We start from the raw sequence: 20,618 nt of genomic DNA on the forward strand, positions 1-20,618 counted from the left end.
CGCTCCACATGGGAACGGGCCATTTTTGCATCTTCTTTCGTCCCGGTGGAAACCCGGCCGGCCGTCAGGGCATTTGCCTATTGTGGCCCGAGTGCCTAGGTTCCAGTTCATAATAAACGGCAAGGAGAGTAGCCATGATCCGTTCCGACAATAGCGGCCTGCAGGCGCTGCGCGCCCGCGCCTATGCGCTGGCCGAAAGCGGCCAGTTCGCCAACGCCCATGCGGTCGAGCAGGCGCTGGTGGCCGAAGGCTGGCCCAATATCCATCGCGCGCTCGCCGGCGACTATGCGCGCAAGGCGATCAGCGAACGCTGCCTGACGGCCAAGCCGCACTGATGCGGGCAGGGTGGGGGAACGGGACGACGGGGCTGCTGCTCGCAGCCCTGTTGCTGTCCGGCTGCTCGAAATCGACTGAGGATGACACGCCCGGCGGCAACATGCCCGCCAATGCGACGATGCGCGCCTTTGTCGACCGCATGGCCGGCACCACGCGACCCGCTGCCCCACCCGCCGAACCATTCGAGCAGACGGACAAGACCGAGCTGCTGGAATTTCTCTACGCCTATCCGGCGCAGGCGGCGGCGATCCCGACGCTGGTCGATCGCTTCGCCCACGCCATGGCCGAGAACAAGGCCGATGCGCTCAAGATGGCGACGCAGGACCGGGATTCGGCCAGGAAAGCGGGCTTCCCCTTCCACGCCCACAGCCGCGAGACGCGCTGGAGCGTGATGGCCGATACGCCGCGCTTCCTGGCGCTCGAATCCGCCAATTACATGTATACTGGCGGCGCCCATGGCATGACCGGCTATGAAGCGCTGCTGTGGGACAGGGAGCGGCGGCGCGAAACCGATTTCGGCGCGCTGCTGACCTCCGAAGCGGCCTTTGCAGCGGCGATCCATGACAGTTTCTGCGAGGCGCTGGACCGGGCGCGGGCGGAAAAGCGCGGCGCGCCGGTGGTGCCGGGCGATGACGACTTCACCAAATGCATCGATCCGATGAAGCAGGTGCTGGCGCCGACATCGCGCGACGGCAAGTTGATCGACGGCATCCAGGTGACGATCGGCCCCTATGGCGCCGGCCCCTATGCCGAGGGCAGCTATGACATCAAGCTGCCGGTCGATGCGGCGACCTACAAGGCGATCAAGACCGAATATCAGGACGCGTTCGTCAGGCCCTGATATCCGGTTCCCGATCGGTCAGGCCGGCACGCCGTACAGGTCGTGATCGTCGGCATCCTCGATCAGCACGTCGAACATGTCGCCCGCCTTGCGGCCTTCGCCGACGTCGCGCAGGAAGACATTGCCGTCGATTTCCGGCGCGTCGGCCTGGCTGCGCGCGGTGGCGCCGATGCTGCCATCTTCCTCGTCGGGCTCGCCGACCTCGTCGATGATCACCGGCATGACCCGGCCGACCTTGGCCTGCAGCTTGGCGGCGCTGATCGCGGCGGTTTTTTCCATGATCCGCTGGTAGCGTTCTTCCTTGACCTCTTCGGGCACGGCGCCCGGCAGGTCATTGGCGGGGGCGCCCTCGACCGGCTCGAAGCGGAAGGCGCCGACGCGGTCGAGCTGGGCCTCGTCCAGCCAGTCGAGCAGATACTGGAAGTCCGCCTCGGTCTCGCCGGGGAAGCCGACGACGAAGCTGGAACGGATCGCGATGTCGGGGCAGATGTCGCGCCACTTGCGGATGCGATCGAGCACCTTGGCTTCGTTGGCCGGGCGCTTCATCGCCTTGAGCACGCTCGGCGAGGCATGCTGGAAGGGGATGTCGAGATAGGGCGTCAGCAGCCCCTCGGCCATCAGCGGGATGACATGGTCGACATGGGGATAGGGGTAGACATAATGGAGGCGGACCCAGGGGGCGACGCCGTCCGCCGTGCGCAACTGGCCCAGTTCGCGTGCCATATCGGTCATATGGGCGCGGACCTCGCGGCCCTTCCACATGCGCGGCTCGTGGCGGGTGTCGACGCCATAGGCCGAGGTGTCCTGGCTGATGACCAGCAATTCCTTGGTGCCGGCCGCGACCAGCTTTTCCGCCTCGCGCAGCACCGCGTCGATGCGCCGCGACACCAGGTCGCCGCGGATCGAGGGGATGATGCAGAAGGAGCAACGGTGGTTGCAGCCCTCTGAAATCTTCAGATAGCTGTAATGGCGCGGGGTGAGCTTCAGCCCGCCTTCGGGCACCAGGTCGACAAAGGCGTTGGGGATGGGCGGCGACGCGTCATGCACCGCATTGACCACCTGCTCATATTGATGCGCGCCGGTGACGGCCAGCACCTGCGGGAATTTCGCGCGGATCACGTCCGCTTCGTCGCCCATGCAACCGGTGACGATGACGCGGCCATTTTCGGCCATGGCCTCGCCGATCGCTTCGAGCGATTCTTCCTTGGCGGAATCGAGGAAGCCGCAGGTGTTGACCAGCACGACGTCGGCGCCGGCATAGTCGGCGGACATCTGATAGCCGTCGGAACGCAGCTTGGTCAGGATACGTTCGGAGTCGACCAGGTTCTTCGGACAGCCGAGCGAAACCATGCCGATCTTCGGCGCGTCTGGGATTTTGGTTGCCATGATCGGCGCGCACATAGGGATTTTTGCGCCAAATGTCACGGGGTAGCCGAAAAGACAAAGGGCGCGCCCGGATGGACGCGCCCTTCGCCATGGCTAAGCGACTAATCTATCACATCTTGTAGGACAGGCGGATGTAGCCGAACTGGCCCGGCACATCATAGGTGGTCGGGTCGAAATTGGCGCTGTCGCAGGTGAAGCAGGCCGGCGGATCCTTGTCGAACAGGTTGTTGACGCCGATCGTCAGCCGGGTGCGATGGTCGAGCCAGGCCGGCGAGAAATAGGCCTGCATGTCGCCATAGAAGGTCGATCCCATGACATGGCCGTCGCTCTCGGTCACCTTGCTGATATAGCGGCCGGTGAAGGAAACACCCCAGGCATCGGCCGAATAGTCGAGCGTGGTGGTCGCCTTGAAGCGCGGATAGGCCTGGTCGACCGAACCGCAGCGTTCGGTGCCGGCGCATTTGATGGTCGGTGCATTCAGCTCGGCCGGAGCCTTGATGTCATAGCTCAGCAGATAGGCGGCGTTGACCGTCAGCCCGACCGTGCCTTCGCCCACCGGCTTGGAGCGATAGATCAAAGATCCGTCGATGCCGTCGGTGTTGATGGCGTTGAGATTCTGCAGCGTGGCGTCGATGCCGGCGACCAGACCGCTGGGCGTGCGGCTGATCGATGCGCAGCTGACCGGATCGGCATCGAAGGCGCAGCGGCGCAGGGTCAGCGTCGCAGGCACCGAGTCGATCGCGTTCTTGAGGCGGATATTATAATAATTGACCTCAAGGCTGAGCGCGCTGGCAAAGCCGTTGCGTGCCCAGGCCGGGCTGTAGACCATGCCGGCGGTCCAGGTCTTGGCGGTTTCCGGCTTCAGGTTGGTCGAGCCACTGGAAAAGACGCCCAGCTGGCCACCGGTCGGCTCGTCATAGCTGCCATCGGCCGGCACGCCATTGGCGATGCAGTTGGCGCGCACGGTCGGATTGTCCCAGGATCCGCCCGCTGCGCTGGTGCAGGGGTCGTTGATCGTCTGATCGGTGCGCGACCGGCCGGCATGCATTTCGCCGATGCTGGGCGCACGCAGGCTCTCGGCATAGCCGCCGCGCAGCAGCAGGTCGCTGACCGGTTTCCACAGGCCCGACACGGTGAAGGTCGTGTTGCTGCCAAAGCTGCTATAGTTGGAATGACGCACCGCGCCGTCCAGTTCCAGCTTCTGGAAGAAGGGCACGTCGGCGAGGATCGGGATGCGGATTTCGCCATAGACTTCATCGACATTGAAGCTGCCGGCGGCCGGGCTGGTCGGCACGTCGGCGCCCAGGCCCGCGGTGATGATCGGGTCGGGGGTGTAGCTGGCGCGCTGGTTGCGATGCTCGTAGCCGACGGCGAAGCCGACCGCGCCGCCCGGCAGGTCGAACAATTCGCCCGACAGGTTGGCGGTGGCGTCCCACAATTCCTGCGTGCTGCGATCCTTCTGGTCGAAGGTCACATAGTCGAGCATGGCCTGGGTGATCGACCCGGCCCCGCCGAAGATGTTGAACGGTACGCAATCGCCGGTGCAGCCCGCGACTGGCCCCAGCGCCTGGGCCAGCTTGGCGGCGTTCAGGTTGCCGGTGAACACCTGATGCGCGTCATTGCTGCCATACATGCCGTTGACGTCCCAATACCATGTCTTGTCGCCGACCCCGAAGGAGCCTTCGAGCGTCGATTGCATGGTGAAGGTGTCGACATCCTGGCTGAAGATGCGCGGCCCGCCCTCGACGAAGCGGCGGGCGATCAGCGAATAGGTAGCCGGCTCGCCATTGGCACCCGACGACAAGGTGAAGCCGAACGGATTATAGGGATTGGTCGCATCGATGCTGATCGTGTCGAGCAGATTGCCGTTGCCCGCATCCGGGCCGACGAACAGCGGCAGCGGTGCGGCCTGGGTGGTCGAACTGCGATGCTGATAGACCAGCCGCGTGCGCAGGCTGACATTGTCGGAAAATTCGAACTTGGCGTTGAGGAAGCCGCCATAGCGTTCCGACGGCGTCAGCAGGTAATTTTCCGGCGCGAAATTATAGCGATCGGCCGAGGTGAAATTCTTGAAGTCGCCCGGATAGGTCGGGCGCCCGCTGACCGGCGCGATCAGCGTCAGATCATCGTCGCCGATCATGAAGCGGCCATTGGGCGTGGCACCGGAACAGCCGCCGATCGGGTCGGCGCAGCTCGTCTGGCCCGGATTGGGGAAGCGGGAGATGGAGCGATCGGCGGTGCGGACGCTCTGCTGCTTCACATAATTGCCGCCGAAGACGATCGACACCCGATCGGACTGCAGGCCATAGCTGGCGTTGAGGTCATAGGTTTCGCCATCGCCCTGTTCGTAGGTGCCGAACTGGGCGGACAGATCGAACCCCTTCTGCGACTGTTTGGTAATGATGTTGACGACGCCGGCAACCGCGTCGGAGCCATAGAGCGGGGAGGCGCCCGACTGCAGCACCTCGACCCGTTCGATCATGCTGGCGGGGATGGAGTTCAAGTCGACCGAGGCAGGGATGCCGCCGGCCGCCGAGCCGTTCACATAGCGCATGCCGTCGACGAGGATCAGCGTGCGCTTGGCGCCCAGGTAACGCAGGTCGATTTCGGCCGAGCCGGAGCTGACGCCGGTGCCGTCGGGCGGACCGCCGATATTGCCCGCATTGTTGACCTTGGTGTTGAGGCCGCCGCCAGCGCTCGGGATGCGCTGCAGAACGTCGGCGATCGAGGAAAGGCCGGTCCGCGCGATCGCTTCCTGATCGACCGTGACGATCGGCTTGTCCTGGTCCAGCGGATTCTGGCGGATGCGTGATCCGGTGACGATGATGGCCCCGGCATCATCGGCCTGCGGCGCGGTGGATTGGGCGAAAGACGGTGCGTTATAAAGGAAGGCGGACAGCAGGACGCCGGTTTTCAGGACATTTTTCAAGCGCATATTCTACCCCTCAAAAATCAGACCTGAGGGGGAGTGTTGCCATTCTATGACAGCAAGGCAATTGGCCTCATGCTGCGCTGCACCCTGGGTAGCACGAATTTTGCCATATGTTGCTGTGGCGCAACAAACATGTTCAGTCTGTCGCTGGTTTGAACCTATTGATCGTCGGCGCGGGGTGTGGCGCCGGTTTCTTCCACGATCTCGATGATGCAGTCGCCCGTCTGGAGCCGCTTTGCGCCTTCCTCCCAGAAGCCGATCGGATGGTCGCCGCGATAGATGCGCACGCCAAGCCCGGTACCGATCGCCGAGAGCGGCTGGCCGATTTCCTGCGGCAGGACAGGCCGTTCGTGCAGCTTTACCCGGCCGCCCGATGCGGCAAGATCGGCCATATAGTCGGCGATATGCTTGCCGCTGGTGCTGCCGGCCAGCAGCAGCCCGGCAAAGCTGACCGGGTTGATGACGGTGGTGGCGCCGGCCTGGCGGGCGGGCACTTCATTATCCTCGTTGCGCACGACGATGCTGATCGGCAGGCGCGGGGCCAGGTGACGCGCGGTCAAGGTGATCAGGATCGACGTGTCGTCGCGCCCGGCCGACACGATCATCGTGCGGGCACGGTGGATGGCCACGTCCTTCAGCGTCTTGTCGCGCGTGCTGTCGCCGCACAGCACGTTGCAGCCCAGCGCCTCGGCATGGTCCAGCGCTTTCTCGCTGCCGTCGATCACCACGATCTCGCGCGGGTCGGTGCCACGCGCCAGCAGCTCGTTCACCGCCTCCTGGCCGCTGGTGCCGAAACCGGTGACGACGATATGATTGTGCAGATCGGCCTGAATGCGTGCCATGCGCCACCTGTAGAGGATGTTGCGGAAGAAGAGATTATAGGCCGTGCCCAGAAAGATGATCCAGACGAACAGCCGGATCGGCGTGACGAAGATGGATTCGAACAGGCGCGCTTCGGGCGAGACCGGCACGATATCGCCATAGCCGACCGTGGTGACGGTGACCGTGGTGAAATAGAGCACGTCGATGAAGCTGATCTGGTCATCATAATTGTCCTTGAGACCGTCGCGCCCGAACCAGTGGAGCGCCAGCACGATCGCGATCAGGCCAAAGACCAGGACGACCCGCCAGGCGAGGTCCGCCCAGACCGGCAGCGCCGATCGCCGCCGCAGAAAGCCGGCCATGGGCGATGCCGAAGGCGGCGGCGCGATCTTCATGGGGTGGGCAATTGGGTCATGGGATTGATCGGCACCCGGTCCTTGCGCAGCTCGAAATGCAGCTTCGGCTTGCTGGCATAGCCTGTGTCACCGCTGAGGCCAATCACCTGGCCCTTCGTCACCTTCTGCCCGCGCACCACGTCGATCCGGTTAGCATGGCCATAGGCGCTGACCCAGCCGCTGCCATGGGTGATGAGGACCAGGCCGCCGAACACCGCGATGCTATCGCCGGCATAGGCGACGACGCCGTCCGCTGCGGCCCTGATTGGCGTGCCGATCGGCGCGGCAATGTCGATGCCGTTATTCTTGGCGCCGCTTTCGCCGGGGCCGAAGTGCGAGAGGATATTGCCCTTGAGCGGCCAGGCGAATGGACCGGAAAAACCGCCGGGCTGGGCGATCGGCACATTGGAGGGCAGGGGGCGGGGCTGGGCCTTGGCCACCGCGCGCGGTTTCTCCTCCGCGACGGCAGGCTGGCCGCCGGTCAGCACATCGTCAATGTCGATGCGGAAGGCGGCGGCGCGCTGCTCCAGGCTGGATGCGGGCGCCCGCACCGGCGCTGCGGCCACCGGGGCGGCCGGCATCTCGCCACCGGGCAGCAGCAGCCGCTGCCCGCGCCGCAGCACATAGGGTTCGGTCAGGCCATTGATGTCGACAATGTCGCTCCAGCGCACGCCATAGGCAACGGCGATGGCGATGCCGGTCTCGCCCTCCGCCACCGCATGATAGCGGCCGCCGGGGATCGACAGGCTCTGCCCCGGCCGCAGCGCATAGGGCGGGGCCAGCCCGTTGGCCCGCGCGATCGCGTCCGATCCCGCGCCGGTGCGGTTGCCAATGCCGCGCAGCGTGTCGCCCGGCTGCACGCTGTAGAGGCTGGCGGCCACCGTCCGCGCATTTGCCGTCACCTGCTGCGCCGTCCAGACCGGTTTGCGCTCGATCATCTGCGGCTCGGGCCTGACCGGTTGCGGCGGCATGCTGGGTGATGGCGGAATGGCCGGCGCCGGCTGGGCCGGGGGCAGGGGCGCGGCATAGGGCGCGCTGTCCTGCACGGGGGCAGGGATGCAACCCGCCAGCAGCAGCGGCAGCGGCGCCATGGGCAGCCAGAGCCGCCCCTTGTCATGTCCAGCCATATGGTCTCCCCCCGGAGCGTAAGTCAGTCCGAAAATGCCTGCGCCGTTGCCGCCAGCGCGCCATCCTGCGTCAGATCATAATGGAGCGGCGTCACCGCGATATAGTCTTCTGCAATGGCTGCCAGATCGGTCCCCTCGGGCGCGGAATCGCTGCGGCCCAGGCCAAACCAGTAATAGCGATAGCCGCGCGGGTCGGTGCCCTCGATGATCTTCGTCCGGTCGATGTCATGGAAGCCCTGCCGCACCACGCGCACGCCCTTCACCCTGTCCGGGTCGATCGCGGGGAAATTGACGTTGAACAGCAGGCGCGGGCTGGCCGGCATCGCGATCAGCGGGCGCAGCACCCGCTCGCCCCAGGCTTCGGCGGCGGCAAAGGGCACCGCGTCGCCCATCGCCTCGCGGGCATAGACCTGGCTCAGTGCGATCGACTTGATGCCGGAAATCGCGCCCTCCATCGCAGCCGCGACGGTGCCTGAATAGGTCACGTCCTCGGCCAGATTGGCGCCGCGATTGACGCCCGACAGGACCAGGTCGGGTTTTGCGTCCTTCATCAGATGGCCGACCGCCATCATCACCGCGTCGGTCGGCGTGCCGGTGACGCTATAATGCTTCTCGCCATGCTTGCGAATGCGCAGCGGGCGCGTCAGCGTCAGGCTGTGGCCCGCGCCCGACTGTTCCTCGCTGGGCGCGACGATCCAGATATCGTCGGACAGGGTGCGGGCGATCGCCTCCAGCACCTTCAGCCCCGGCGCATGGACGCCATCGTCATTGGTGAGGAGGATGCGCATCGCCCGTTCCCTTTTATCGTGGCTCCAGCTTGGTGATGCCGCCCATATAGGGCGCGAGCACCTCGGGCACGATCACGCTGCCATCGGCCTGCTGGTAATTTTCCAGCACCGCCACCAACGTGCGGCCCACGGCCAGGCCCGATCCGTTAAGGGTGTGGAGGAAGCGCGTCGCCTTCTCTCCCTCCGGCTTGTAGCGGGCGTTCATCCGCCGCGCCTGGAAATCGCCGCAGTTGGATACGGAGCTGATCTCGCGATAGGTCGCCTGGCTCGGCAGCCAGACTTCCAGATCATAGGTCTTGCGCGCACCAAAGCCCATGTCGCCGCTGCACAGCAGCATCTTGCGATAGGGCAGGTTCAGCGCCTGCAAAATGCCCTCGGCCGCCTGCACCATCCGCTCATGCTCCGCGTCCGATTCCTCGGGCGCGCAGATCGCGACCAGCTCGACCTTCTCGAACTGATGCTGGCGGATGAAGCCGCGCGTGTCGCGTCCGGCCGATCCGGCCTCGGACCGGAAACAGGGGGTCAGCGCGGTCAGCCGCACCGGCAGCGCGTCGGTCGGCACGATCTGCTCGGCGACCAGATTGGTCAGCGATACCTCGGCGGTCGGGATCAGCCAGCGACCATCGGTGGTGCGGAACAGATCCTCGGCGAACTTCGGCAGCTGGCCAGTGCCGAACAGCGCCTCGTCGCGCACCAGCAGCGGCGGGTTGGTTTCCTCATAGCCGTTGGTGCCGCTCTGGGTGTCGAGCATATATTGCGCCAGCGCCCGGTGAAGCCGCGCCATCTGGCCGCGAAGCGCGGTGAAGCGCGCGCCCGACAGCGCCGCGCCGCCCTCGAAATCCAGCCCCAGCGCCGGGCCGAAATCGGCATGGTCCTGCGGCGCGAAATCGAATTCGCGGATATTGCCCCAGCGGCTCAGCTCGACATTGCCGGCTTCATCCGCGCCCTGCGGCACGTCGTCGGCGGGCAAGTTGGGGATCGCGGCCAGCATGGCATTGAGCGCCGCGCCGATCTCGGCCTCTTCGGCTTCCAGCGCCGGCGTGCCTTCCTTGAGCGCCGCGACCTCGGCCTTCAGCGCCTCGGCCTTGGCCATGTCCTTGGCGGCCATCGCCTGGCCAATCGCCTTGCTCGCCTCGTTGCGGCGGGCCTGCCCCTGTTGCAGCTCCGTCTTGAGCGCGCGGCTCTTCTCGTCCAGCGCCAATATGTCGGCGGACAGCGGGGCCAGGCCACGGCGCGCCAGGGCTGCGTCGAAAGCGGCGGGATTTTCGCGGATGAAGCGGATGTCGTGCATGGCTGCCCTATGCCGTCGCGAACGGGGCCACGCAACCCTGTGCGCCTTCACCCGTTGGTGATGCGTCCACAAAATGAAGGAGAAGGCGATGCAGATCGATCATGATGCGATGGTGCTGGTGGCGGACGGGCGCAAATTGCTCTTCTTCCGCAACAAGGGCGACCGCGCCTTTCCCCAACTGGAGGCGGAAGAGGTGAAGGTGCAGGATAATCCGGCCGATCGCGATCAGGCGTCGGATGCGCCGGGCCGGGCCTTCAATTCGGTCGGCAGCCATCGCAGCAGCGTGGAACAGACCGATTTCCATGAACTGGAAGAGGCACGCTTCGCGGCGGAGGCGGCCGACCTGCTCAAGCGCCGCGCCTTTGCCCAGGATTATGAGAAGCTGATCATCGTCGCCCCGCCGACGGCATTGGGCGAGATGCGCAAACATTATCACAAGGAAGTGCAGGACCGGCTGGTCGGCGAGATCGCCAAGGATCTGGCCAATCATCCTGTGGCGGAGATCGAGAAGATCATCGCCCGCAGTTGAGCGGGAGATCGTGTCGGTAAAAGAAAAGGGCGGCTCCTAGACATTGATCGCTTCAGCCTGAATCGGCCTGAAGCGTGAATCAATGTCTAGAATCAAGGAATAGAGCCTGATTCACGCCATCGGTGAAAGCGCGAAGCGCTTCCACCTCAGACGATCAGGCTCTTGCCGCCCTTTTTGGTTCTCGGACAGTGCCGGCTCAGATATTGCCGGTGCGGATGATCGGGATCGGCTTGGCCGGGCCATGGCCCTCGATCGACAGCTCCGTGTTGCGATCGGCCAGGCGCTTGCGCATCAGCAGTGCGGCGGCACCGGCGCCGAACAGCAGTACCATCGGCGGCGCCGGCACATCGGTCGGCGGCGGCGGCGCGGGAGGCGGCGGCGTGCCCGAAGACGTGCCCGACGACGTCGAGGTCGACGTGGAACTGCTGGTCGAGCTGCTCGTCGACGTGCTGCCGAAGCTCGACGATCCGGTCGAGGTCGAACTGGACGTCGAGGTCGATGTCGCGCCCGACGAGGAAGATGTCGACGTCGATGTGGACGTCGAAGTCGATGTGGAGGTCGACGTCGAGGTCGTCGTGGTCGACGTCGTACCGCTGGAGGTCGACGTCGGCGGGGTCGGCGAATCCGAACCGCTGGTCGTCGATGTTGGCGGCGTGGGCGAGTTGGAGCCGCTCGAACCGGTCGAACCGGTGGTGGAGATCACCACCGTGCCGCCACCGCTGCTACCGCCACCAAAGAAGCCGCCGATGAAACCGCTGCTGCCGCCAAAGCCGCTGCTGCCGCCGATCGGCGCTGCGGTCGGAGTCGGTCCACCAGCCATCAGGGGCAGGGCTGCCTGCACCGGCGGCGGGGGCAGTGGGATGGGCGGCGACGGCGTGGTCACAGTCACGCGGATCGGGTCGGGCTTCTTGGCCGGCGGGCGCTTGGCCGTGGCCAGGACGCGCTGGCGCGGCTTGGCCTTCACACTCTTGGTGCTGTAGACCGTTGCCGGACGCGCATTTTCCGCCACATGGACGGCGCCCCCGCCAATGATGGCGCCGCCACAAGTGCAGGCGCACAATTTTGCCAAAGCCATCCGAACCGACATAGGATCTTCTCTAGTCCTGTTTACCCATTCGCGCCATCGGACCCTTCCGTAGCGTGAACCCTGCCATTCCCTACTGCATACCAACGCAAAATAAAGCGTTAACTGCAAGGGCATTAACCATCTTTGCGCCGTAAAAGGTCCGAAAAATCGGGCGTTTGAGTCAACTGCAATGGTTAACGTGTCATTGTGGAACGTTAAGGATGGGCTGCGTGGACATCCCGATGGCCGGATCGGGGAAAACCCGGATGGAGTCGCGCCGTCCGTTCCGGGCGGGTCAGCCGACCTAGGGGATGCGCCGGAGTGCGCATTGTCCGCTTGTATCGCCTCGTCGCGGTGGCTATGAGGCCCGCTCAAACAAAAGTCATGGGCGCCCGGAACTTACAGCGCCGGGGCCTCTCGAGTCGGAGAGCCAGATGGCATCGGTACTGAATTCCGATAAAGACGGTGTGAAGCCGCCAAAATCGACCGTAACACTCCCGGACGATTATCGTCCGTCGGCTGACGAAGAATTCATGAACCCCCTGCAGCAGGAATATTTCCGGCAGCGTCTCTGGGACTGGAAGAAACAGATCCTGTCCGAAGCTGAAGGCACGCTCGCTGTGCTGCAGAATGAACCGCTGCGCGAACCCGACCTCAACGACCGCGCATCGAGCGAGACCGACTGGTCGATCGAGCTGCGCACCCGCGACCGCCAGCGCAAGCTGATCTCCAAGATCGACGCGGCGCTCCGCCGTATCGATGAAGGCGAATATGGCTATTGCGAAGTCACCGGCGAGCCGATCTCGCTGGGCCGGCTGGAAGCCCGTCCGATCGCGACCATGACGGTCGAGGCGCAGGAGCGGCACGAGCGTCAGGAAAAAGTCTCCCGCGACGATTAACCCCCAGCGGCGGTTAACCCTTTCTCCACGTCGCATGACTATCCTGTTGGCCAAGTGTCATTTTGCGGGAATAGTCATGGACAAGGAAACGGGAAATTCTGATCGGGGACCGGCTCGTTCCGCGCCGCGCGACAGCCTGTTCCTGCTCACCAGCCTCAGCACGATCGATGGCGTCGATCTGGGCAAGGCGCGCGTGCGCAATCTGTCGGCCACCGGCCTGATGGCGGATTGCGAACGCGCCATTCCTGCCGGCACGCGTCTTCGTCTCGAACTGCGCGGTGTTGGTCTGGTCGAGGGTTCGGTCGCCTGGTCGCGCGATGACAAGATCGGTTTTGCCTTCGACGCGCCGATCGACCCGCAACTGGCGCGCAAGCCGGTCGCCAACGGTGTGTCGCGGCAGGCGTTGCCGGACTATCTGCGTTCGGCGACGATCACGCGCCGTTGATACCGATGATGTAAATGGGTTGGCAAAAGGCCCCGCCGGTTCGCCGCGTGGGGCTTTTTCATATGCGGCCTGTTCCATGCCGCCGCGACGCCTCCACTTGGGGCGAGCGTTAGTCGAAGACCGCCACGCTGAACGCCTGTCATCGCCAGGTCATCTTCCCCGGCTAGGCGTCATCCGTTGCACTATGTCGAAAATCTGGCCGGGGTTCTGGCCGGATCGATGCGCTGCGTCCCGCTGGCAGGAAAATGGCCGGTCCGGTGATCCGGCCCCGGCCTTTTCCGTGCGGAATGGGCTTAATGTCGGCCCTGCATCTCTTCCTTGACCCGCAATTTCTGCTTCTTCAGCGAGGCGACGAGAATGTCGTCGGGCATCGGCCGACTCGACTCGGCCTTGATCCGGGCTTCGAGCCCGGCATGCTTTGCGGAAAGAGCTGAAACGTGGGAATTTTCCATGACATTCTCCTTACGAGGGTGATGGATGACGAAGTAGATCATGATTCGGCGGACCTGTCTCGCGATGATTCGCGCTTTGCGATGGGCCGTCGGTAAAATTGCGATGGCCCGCGCGTCCGCGCCGGGCTATCAGGAGAGGCTATGTTGGGTTCAGAAGGCGGGGGCTTGGTGAGCCGCGAAGACATTATGCGCCGGTTGGAGCTGCTGCGGGTCGAGCATCGCGATCTCGACGCTGCGATCGCGGCGCTGGTCGATGGCGGGGTGGGCGACCAGATGCAGGTCGCGCGCCTCAAGAAGCGCAAGCTGCGGCTGCGCGATGAGATCGTTGCGCTCGAAGACGCGCTGGTCCCGGACATCATCGCCTGATGCGTCCGCCGCGTCGCAAAATTGCGGGACTGCGGCGTAAAGCGATCCCAAATGGGACAGGCGGGCTTCCGGCGCCATTCACGGCCCTGACAATCGCACCGCGATATGTCAGCTAGGCCTATGCGCAACGCAGCCGCCCTTGATCCCGGTCTTCATCGCCGCCTTGTCGATGGCCTCTATATGGAGGCTATGGTGATGGCGGATGAGGCGCGCTCCTATTTCGACGCGGATGAGGCTGGACAGTTTGCCGCCGACGATCCGCTGCGTCGCGTCTCCTTCGCCTGTGAATCGCTCAAGGTGACGACCCGGCTGATGCACATCATCGCCTGGCTGCTCAGCCAGCGCGCCTGGCAGCGCGGCGAGATTGGCGATGCGGATGTGGCCGATGAGAAATATCGGCTCGGCCGCGCCACCGCCACCGATCCGGGCATCGCCGGCGACTTCCCCTTCGCCGCCCGTTCGCTGATCGAGGCGAGCCAGGAGCTTTATGGCCGGGTCGCTCGGCTGGAGGAGCGGATGCTGTCGCCGGACGCGCCGCTGGCCGACAGTCCGGCCCGCGCACTCATGGATCGGCTCAACACCGCCTTCTGACCATTGCGCCATCGCCATCTCTTGGCTGGCATAATCGCCCCGACTTGGTCTAGACCGGTCGCATGACCCATGGCTTGCGGACAGGGCGCCGCTTTCCCGTTGATCCGCGCGCCGCAGGGCTATGTCTCTTGTCCCTGGCGCTTTGCACCGCCGGCACTGCGTTCGCGCAGGCGGCCCAGCCTGCGCCTGATCCCGCTGCCGATCCCGCCAGTCCGCCGGTCGATCCGGCCGCATCGCTCGATGCCATGCCCGACATCGGCATCGACTGGCCCGACATGGGCCAGCCCGATACGGTCGCCCCGTTGCCGGAGGATCCGGTTGCAGCCAGCGAACCCGATACCTCCGATCAGCCAGCGCAGCAGGCCGCGGACGCCGCCGATACCGGCCCGGCCGAGGAGGTCGTCACCTTCACCGACGCGGGGGAGGAGCGCAAATATGGCGTCACCCTGCGCGGTATCGAGGCGATCGGCGACAATCAGATCGCGCCACGCTTCGACAGCCTGTCGATATTGCACCAGGGGGAGGGGAAGGCCGCCAACCTTGCCCAGATCAACCGCCGGGTGAAGGAAGACAGCGACCTGCTCGACCGGTTATTGCGCGCCGACGGCTATTATGCCGCGCGGGTGCGCGGCAGCGTCGCGCCGCCGCCCGCCGGCAGCGACAAGCTGTCCGTCATCTTCGATGTCACGCCGGGCCCTCTCTATCTCCTCGACACGGTGGAGATTGCCGGCCTTGCCGAGACCGGCCCGCGGGAGGAGACGCTGCGCGGCGCCTTCACGATGAAGTCGGGCGATCCGATCAACGCCGACCGCATCCTTGCGGGCCAGACCGCGCTGGCGACGGCGCTGGGCGAAAATGGCTATCCCTTTGCCAGGGTGGACGAACCCGAAGTGCGGATCGACCATGAAGCGCGCAACGGCGATCTCGACATCATCGTCACGCCCGGCGGCTATCGCAGCTTCGGCCAGATTTTGCTCGACAATGATGATGTGTTCAGCGCCCGCCATCTCCAGCGCATGGCTCGGTTCGAGCCGGGCGAAACCTACCGCGCCACCGATGTGGAGGATTTGCGCCGGGCCATCGTCACCACCGGCCTCGTCTCGTCCGTTACCCTGACGCCGAAGGATGCGGGCGATGGCGAACATGTCGACCTGGATGTCGATCTGCGCCCGGCGCCGATGCGCACCATTGCGGGCGAGCTGGGCTATGGCACGGGTGAAGGTTATCGCGCGGAGGTCAGTTGGCAGCATCGCAATCTCTTCCCGCCCGAAGGATCGCTCACCCTGCGCGGCGTTCTCGGCACCCAGGAACAGACGGCGCAGGCGACCTATCGCCGCAATAATTTCCGCGAGCGCGACCATGTGCTGACCGGTCTCGTCTCCTACAGTAATATCCGCCGCGACGCTTATGACGCGCGCACCATCACCCTGTCGGGCGGGCTGGAGCGGCAGACCAACATCCTGTTCCAGAAACATTGGGTCTGGCGCGTCGGCGCCGAACTCATCGCCTCGGACGAAGCGGACGCCTTTTCCAGCGGCAGCCGCCGTACCTTCTTCATCGGCGCGGTGCCGCTCAGCCTGACCTATGATGGCAGCGACGACCTGCTCAACCCCAGCAAGGGCTTCCGCCTCGGCGGCCGCCTCAGCCCCGAACTCTCCTTTCAGGGGTCGACCTTCGGCTATGCCAAGGCGCAGGTCGACGCCAGCGCCTATCAGCCGATCAATGATCGTGTCGTGCTCGCCGGGCGGACCCGGCTCGGCACCATCCTCGGCTCCACCGTCGATCGCATCGCGCCCTCGCGGCGCTTCTATGCCGGCGGCGGCGCGTCGGTGCGCGGCTATGGCTATCAGGCGATCGGCCCGCGCTACGGCCCGGATGATGATCCGGTCGGCGGCAAGAGCCTGATCGAATTTTCCGCCGAGGCGCGCATCCGCTTCGGCAATTTCGGCGTCGTGCCCTTCCTCGACGCGGGCAATATCTCGACCACCTTCCTGCCGCGCTTCCGTGACCTGCGCGTCGGCACCGGGCTTGGCGTGCGCTATTATAGCAGCTTCGGCCCGATCCGCGTCGATGTCGGCACGCCGATCAATCCGCAGCCGGGCGATGCCAAGGTCGCCGTCTATGTCTCGCTGGGGCAGGCCTTCTGATGGCCACGCCGCCGCCCGACAGCCAGCCGCCCGTGCCGCCGCCGCCGCCGGCCGCGCCGCGCCGCCGCGCCTGGGACGGGCGCTGGCAGCGCTGGCTGGCGGGCGCACTGGCGCTCGCGCTACTGGTGGTGGTGGCGACGCTGGCCTGGCTCGACAGCGCGCCCGGCCATCGCTTCCTCGTCTCGCGCATCGCCGCCGTCAGCCCGCCCTCGGGCCTGCGCATCCATGTCGACCGGATCGAGGGCAGCATCTATCGCAAGGCGGTGCTGCGCGGTCTCGTCCTCTCCGATCCCAAGGACGGCTTCTTCGACGCGCCACGGGTGGAGCTGGACTGGTGGCCCTTCGCCTGGCTCTCCAACCGGCTCGACATCGACCGGCTGGTGATCCCGCAGGCGACCCTGCACAAACTGCCCAAACTCAATCCCAGCGAGCGGCAGGGGCCTATCCTGCCGGGCTTCGACATCCGTCTGATGCAATTCTCGGTCGATCGGCTGACCGTCGCGCCCGCCGTCACTGGCAAGGTCGAACTGGCGACCCTGTCGGGTGATGCCGACATTCGTGGCGGTCGCGCGATCATCGACCTGTCGGCCCGCGTCATCGGCGCGGAGGATGCGCTGAACCTCACGCTCGACAGCCGGCCCGACGATGACCGGTTCAACCTGGCGGTCACCGTCAACGCGCCCAAGGGCGGCGTGCTGGCGGCGATGGCTGGCCTCAATCAGGACGGGAATCTGCGCATCAGCGGCAAGGGGCGCTGGACCCGATGGGACGGGCGCCTCGCCGCCACCCTGGCCGGCAACCCCGTCGCCGACCTGAAACTCGGCGCGCGCAGCGGCGCCTACACCATCCAGGGCACGATCGAGGGCAGCGCCATTCCCGGCAAGGGCCTGCTGCCGCGCCTCGCTTCGCCGCGCCTCACCATCGGCGCCCAGGGCACGCTCGCCGACCGGGTGGTCGATGGCAGGCTCACGCTGCGCTCGGCGGCGATCGACATGGTCGCCGACGGCGCCATCGACCTGCGCAACAACGCCTTCGACAATCTGCGCGTCGACATGAACCTCGCCCGGCCTGAAGCGCTGCTCAAGGATATGCGCGGCCGCGACGTGGTGGCGAAGGTCCGGCTCGACGGTCCGTTCGCCGGCTTCGGCTATGAATATCTGCTCACCGCGCGCCAGCTTGCCTTCGGCAAGACCCAGATCAACGATGTCCGCATCGACGGCAAGGGGCGTCAGGCGAAAAGCGGGCCGGTGCTGCTGCCGGTCCGGTTGCGCGCCCGCAGCCTTGACGGGCAGGGCGATCTGGTCGCCGGCATCGTCCGCAATTTCGCGCTCGACGGCGTGCTGCAGCTCAAGGGGCAGCAGATCGTCAGCAACCCCATGCCTTTCCGGTCGGACCGCCTGAACGGCAAGCTGCTGGTCATCGCCGACCTCAAGAGCGGCCGCTATGATGTCGGCATCGACGGCCGGATCAGCGGTCTCTTCATCCGTGGCCTCGGCATCGTCGATCTGGAGTCGAAACTGCGTGCGGCCCCCGGCGCCAATGGCGCCTTCGGCCTGTCGGGCAATGCCGTGGCCAAGGTCCGCCGGCTCGACAACGCCTTTCTCAAGGGGCTGGGCGGCGGCCTGCCCACGGTCCGCAGCGCGCTGGCGCTGCTGCCGAGCGGCGAGATCGGCTTCTCCAACATGAAGCTCGACGCGCCGCTCATCAGCCTCAATGCCAAGGGCGTGCGCCACCGCGACGGCACCGTCCATCTCGAAGGCGATGGCAGCCACAAGCAATATGGCCCGGTCGATGTCGTGCTCGATGGCAAGATCGACCGGCCGATCGTCCATGTCCAGCTGGCGCGGCCGATGGATGCGCTCGGCCTGCGCGACGTGCGCGGCGAATTTCTGCCCGGCGTCGATGGCAATTACAGCTTCACCGCCAATGGCGGATCGACACTCGGCCCGTTCACCGGAGAAGGCCGCATCTTGCTGCCGCCCGGCGGCCAGGCGGTGGTCCGTGTCGCGCGCATCGCGGTCTCGGGCGTCACCGCCAGCGGCGACATCCGCCCCGTCACTGGCGGGCTCGACGGCCAGTTGCTGGTCGCCGGCCCGGTCAGCGGCACGATCGGCTTCCAGCCGGTCGGCGGCATCCAGCAGTTGAAGCTCGATCTCGACGCCAATGATGCCAGCTTCGACGGCCCCTCGACCATCGCCGTGCGGCGCGGCTCGCTCGACGCCACCATCCTGCTCGATCCTGACGGCACCTCGATCAACGCCACCGCCCAGGCACGCGGCCTGCGCGTCGGCGGCATGCTGCTCGGTCGGCTCGATGCCACCGCCGCGCTGGTCGACGGGCGCGGCAAGGTCTCGGGCAATCTCTCGGGCCAGCGCGGCCGCCTGTTCGACCTCAAGGGCGAGGCCCAGGTCGATCTCGACCGGGTCCGCCTGTCGGCCAGCGGCACGATCGACAAGCGGCCGATCCGCCTGACCCGCGCGGCGCTCTTCACCCGTGCCGAGGATGGCTGGCGCCTGTCGCCCGCGACCATCAGCTATGCCGGCGGCACGCTGCAACTGGCGGGCGAACTGGGCGGCGAAACCACCCGGATCGAGGCGCGCGCGCAGAAGATGCCGCTCGCTCTGCTCGACATCGCCTATGACAATCTGGGGCTGGGCGGCATGGCCACCGGCACCTTGAGCTACAGCCGTCCGCGCGGCGGCCTGCCGACCGGCAAGGCGGAACTGCGCATCCGTGGCCTGTCCCGCTCGGGCCTGTCCCTCAGCTCCCGCCCGGTCGATGTCGGCGTCAACGCCGTGCTGACCCTCGACCGGCTCGCCACCCGCATGGTCTTCGTCGCCGATGGCCAGACCATTGGCCGTGGCCAGGCGCTGCTCACCCCGCTCATCTCGACCGGCAGCCTGGTCGAACGGCTCAACGGTGCGCCGCTGATCGCGCAACTCCGCTTCAACGGCACCGCCGACACGCTCTGGCGCCTGACCGGCGTCGAGATCGTCGATATTGCCGGCCCGGTCAGCGTCACCGCCGACGCCCATGGGACACTCGCCGACCCGGTCATCACCGGCTCGCTCGCGACCGACAATGCTGCGCTCAACAGCCCGGTCACTGGCATGCGCCTGCGCAACGTCAAGGCGCGCGCCCGTTTCGCCGGGGCGCAACTGGTCTTCTCCAGCTTCACCGCCAATGCCCAGAATGGCGGCAGCGTGACCGGCACCGGCAATTTCACCTTCAACGGCATTGGCGGCGTCGGCATGGACCTCGCCTTCCAGGCGGACAATGCCGCGCTGCTGGAACGCGACGATATCGCCGCCACCGTCACCGGCCCGCTCACCATCCGCTCCGACGGCAAGGGCGGGGAGATTGGCGGCGACGTCACCCTCAACAAGAGCCGCTTCACCATGGGGCGCGCCGCCGCCGTCGCCCAAATCCCCGAACTCAAGGTGGTCGAGATCAACCGGCGCGGCGAGGAGATTGAACGTCCCCGCGCGACCGTCCCCTGGACCATGGCGGTCAAGGCGCGGGCGCGCAATCGCCTGACCGTGACCGGCCTGGGGCTCGACAGCGAATGGCGCGCCGATCTCAATATCGGCGGCACCGTCACCAATCCGGCGATCGCCGGTCGGGCCGAACTGGTGCGTGGCAATTATGAATTTGCCGGCCGCCGCTTCGAACTGCGCGAGGGGCGCATCCAGTTCGACGGCAAGACCCCGGTCAACCCGACGCTCGACATCGATGCGGAGGCGGACGTCAGCGACCTCACTGCCACCATCCATGTCGGCGGAACCGGCCTCAAGCCCGACATCAGCTTCAACTCCGTGCCCTCGCTGCCACAGGACGAACTGCTCTCGCGCATCCTGTTCGGCACCTCGATCACCAACCTGTCCGCGCCCGAAGCGCTCCAGCTTGCCTCGGCGGTCGGCTCGCTTCAGGGCGAGGGCGGGCTTGATCCGATCAATGCGGTGCGCAAGGCGGCGGGCCTGGATCGTCTGCGCATCATCGCGGCCGATCCGACCCAGGGGCAGGGCACTTCGCTTGCCGCCGGCAAATATCTGACCCGCAAGACCTATGTCGAACTGATCAGCGACGGGCAGGGCTATAGCGCCACCCGGATGGAATATCAGGTGACACGCTGGCTGTCCCTGCTAGGCGCCATTTCCACCCTCGGCCGCCAGAGCGCCAACCTGCGTATTTCCAAGGATTATTGA

18 protein-coding genes are annotated in these 20,618 nt (G+C 65.9%); 10 read left to right on the plus strand and 8 right to left on the minus strand.

The genetic code is table 11. The annotated features are described in order from the left end of the window. Positions 1 to 134: 134 nt before the first annotated feature. Positions 135 to 335, plus strand: coding sequence for a hypothetical protein (locus ACUCV3_RS09480; protein ID WP_004211387.1), 201 nt, complete (start codon positions 135 to 137; stop codon positions 333 to 335). Further along, the gene (locus tag ACUCV3_RS09485) at positions 335 to 1,177 is read left to right on the plus strand and encodes a DUF4163 domain-containing protein (protein ID WP_048939089.1); all 843 of its coding nucleotides are present in this window, start codon (positions 335 to 337) and stop codon (positions 1,175 to 1,177) included. The genes ACUCV3_RS09480 and ACUCV3_RS09485 overlap by 1 nt, the downstream gene beginning before the upstream one ends. Positions 1,178 to 1,195: 18 nt before the next feature. Here the strand turns inward: ACUCV3_RS09485 and rimO are convergent, their stop codons facing one another. From rimO to serS, 6 genes are all read right to left on the minus strand, one after another. Then, positions 1,196 to 2,578, minus strand: a complete 1,383-nt coding sequence (gene rimO, locus ACUCV3_RS09490) for a 30S ribosomal protein S12 methylthiotransferase RimO (protein WP_170978359.1) — start codon at positions 2,576 to 2,578, stop codon at positions 1,196 to 1,198. Positions 2,579 to 2,672: 94 nt separating this feature from the next. After that, positions 2,673 to 5,498 (minus strand): TonB-dependent receptor domain-containing protein, encoded by a 2,826-nt coding sequence (locus tag ACUCV3_RS09495; protein WP_048939090.1) that lies wholly within the window; start codon positions 5,496 to 5,498, stop codon positions 2,673 to 2,675. Positions 5,499 to 5,653: 155 nt separating this feature from the next. After that, on the minus strand, positions 5,654 to 6,712 hold the full coding sequence (locus ACUCV3_RS09500) for a potassium channel family protein (protein WP_048939091.1): 1,059 nt from the start codon (positions 6,710 to 6,712) through the stop codon (positions 5,654 to 5,656). Beyond that, positions 6,709 to 7,839 (minus strand): peptidoglycan DD-metalloendopeptidase family protein, encoded by a 1,131-nt coding sequence (locus tag ACUCV3_RS09505; RefSeq protein WP_375282813.1) that lies wholly within the window; start codon positions 7,837 to 7,839, stop codon positions 6,709 to 6,711. The genes ACUCV3_RS09500 and ACUCV3_RS09505 overlap by 4 nt, the downstream gene beginning before the upstream one ends. Positions 7,840 to 7,862: 23 nt before the next feature. Further along, the gene (surE, locus tag ACUCV3_RS09510; protein WP_004211396.1) at positions 7,863 to 8,627 is read right to left on the minus strand and encodes a 5'/3'-nucleotidase SurE; all 765 of its coding nucleotides are present in this window, start codon (positions 8,625 to 8,627) and stop codon (positions 7,863 to 7,865) included. Positions 8,628 to 8,640: 13 nt separating this feature from the next. Next, on the minus strand, positions 8,641 to 9,918 hold the full coding sequence (gene serS, locus ACUCV3_RS09515) for a serine--tRNA ligase (protein ID WP_048939092.1): 1,278 nt from the start codon (positions 9,916 to 9,918) through the stop codon (positions 8,641 to 8,643). 88 nt (positions 9,919 to 10,006) lie between these two features. Here serS and ACUCV3_RS09520 point away from each other — a divergent pair, with 88 nt between their 5' ends. Then, on the plus strand, positions 10,007 to 10,447 hold the full coding sequence (locus ACUCV3_RS09520) for a host attachment family protein (protein WP_164488888.1): 441 nt from the start codon (positions 10,007 to 10,009) through the stop codon (positions 10,445 to 10,447). Positions 10,448 to 10,643: 196 nt separating this feature from the next. Here the strand turns inward: ACUCV3_RS09520 and ACUCV3_RS09525 are convergent, their stop codons facing one another. Continuing rightward, the gene (locus tag ACUCV3_RS09525; protein ID WP_017501572.1) at positions 10,644 to 10,778 is read right to left on the minus strand and encodes a hypothetical protein; all 135 of its coding nucleotides are present in this window, start codon (positions 10,776 to 10,778) and stop codon (positions 10,644 to 10,646) included. A 49-nt stretch (positions 10,779 to 10,827) separates the two neighbouring features. On the opposite strand from ACUCV3_RS09525, the gene ACUCV3_RS09530 reads away from it, so the two are divergent. From ACUCV3_RS09530 to ACUCV3_RS09540, 3 genes are all read left to right on the plus strand, one after another. After that, on the plus strand, positions 10,828 to 11,427 hold the full coding sequence (locus tag ACUCV3_RS09530; RefSeq protein ID WP_234415744.1) for a hypothetical protein: 600 nt from the start codon (positions 10,828 to 10,830) through the stop codon (positions 11,425 to 11,427). A 520-nt stretch (positions 11,428 to 11,947) separates the two neighbouring features. Beyond that, positions 11,948 to 12,412 carry an RNA polymerase-binding protein DksA gene (dksA, locus tag ACUCV3_RS09535; RefSeq protein WP_004211401.1) on the plus strand — a complete coding sequence of 155 codons (465 nt, stop codon included), beginning with the start codon at positions 11,948 to 11,950 and terminating at the stop codon, positions 12,410 to 12,412. A gap of 76 nt (positions 12,413 to 12,488) precedes the next feature. Next, on the plus strand, positions 12,489 to 12,857 hold the full coding sequence (locus ACUCV3_RS09540) for a PilZ domain-containing protein (protein ID WP_048939094.1): 369 nt from the start codon (positions 12,489 to 12,491) through the stop codon (positions 12,855 to 12,857). Between the two features lie 293 nt (positions 12,858 to 13,150). On the opposite strand, the gene ACUCV3_RS09545 is transcribed toward ACUCV3_RS09540, so the two are convergent. Further along, entirely contained in the window at positions 13,151 to 13,309 is a 159-nt protein-coding gene (locus ACUCV3_RS09545; RefSeq protein WP_010337949.1) for a YdcH family protein, read from the minus strand. 186 nt (positions 13,310 to 13,495) lie between these two features. Here ACUCV3_RS09545 and ACUCV3_RS09550 point away from each other — a divergent pair, with 186 nt between their 5' ends. From ACUCV3_RS09550 to ACUCV3_RS09565, 4 genes are all read left to right on the plus strand, one after another. After that, positions 13,496 to 13,675, plus strand: a complete 180-nt coding sequence (locus ACUCV3_RS09550) for a YdcH family protein (protein WP_037492086.1) — start codon at positions 13,496 to 13,498, stop codon at positions 13,673 to 13,675. 120 nt (positions 13,676 to 13,795) lie between these two features. Beyond that, positions 13,796 to 14,266 (plus strand): DUF1465 family protein, encoded by a 471-nt coding sequence (locus ACUCV3_RS09555; RefSeq protein WP_010337951.1) that lies wholly within the window; start codon positions 13,796 to 13,798, stop codon positions 14,264 to 14,266. 128 nt (positions 14,267 to 14,394) lie between these two features. Then, the gene (locus tag ACUCV3_RS09560) at positions 14,395 to 16,413 is read left to right on the plus strand and encodes an autotransporter assembly complex protein TamA (RefSeq protein WP_048939095.1); all 2,019 of its coding nucleotides are present in this window, start codon (positions 14,395 to 14,397) and stop codon (positions 16,411 to 16,413) included. Next, positions 16,413 to 20,618 carry a translocation/assembly module TamB domain-containing protein gene (locus ACUCV3_RS09565; RefSeq protein WP_482240587.1) on the plus strand — a complete coding sequence of 1,402 codons (4,206 nt, stop codon included), beginning with the start codon at positions 16,413 to 16,415 and terminating at the stop codon, positions 20,616 to 20,618. The genes ACUCV3_RS09560 and ACUCV3_RS09565 overlap by 1 nt, the downstream gene beginning before the upstream one ends.

The sequence above is a fragment of the Sphingobium sp. VMM genome, from assembly GCF_056790315.1.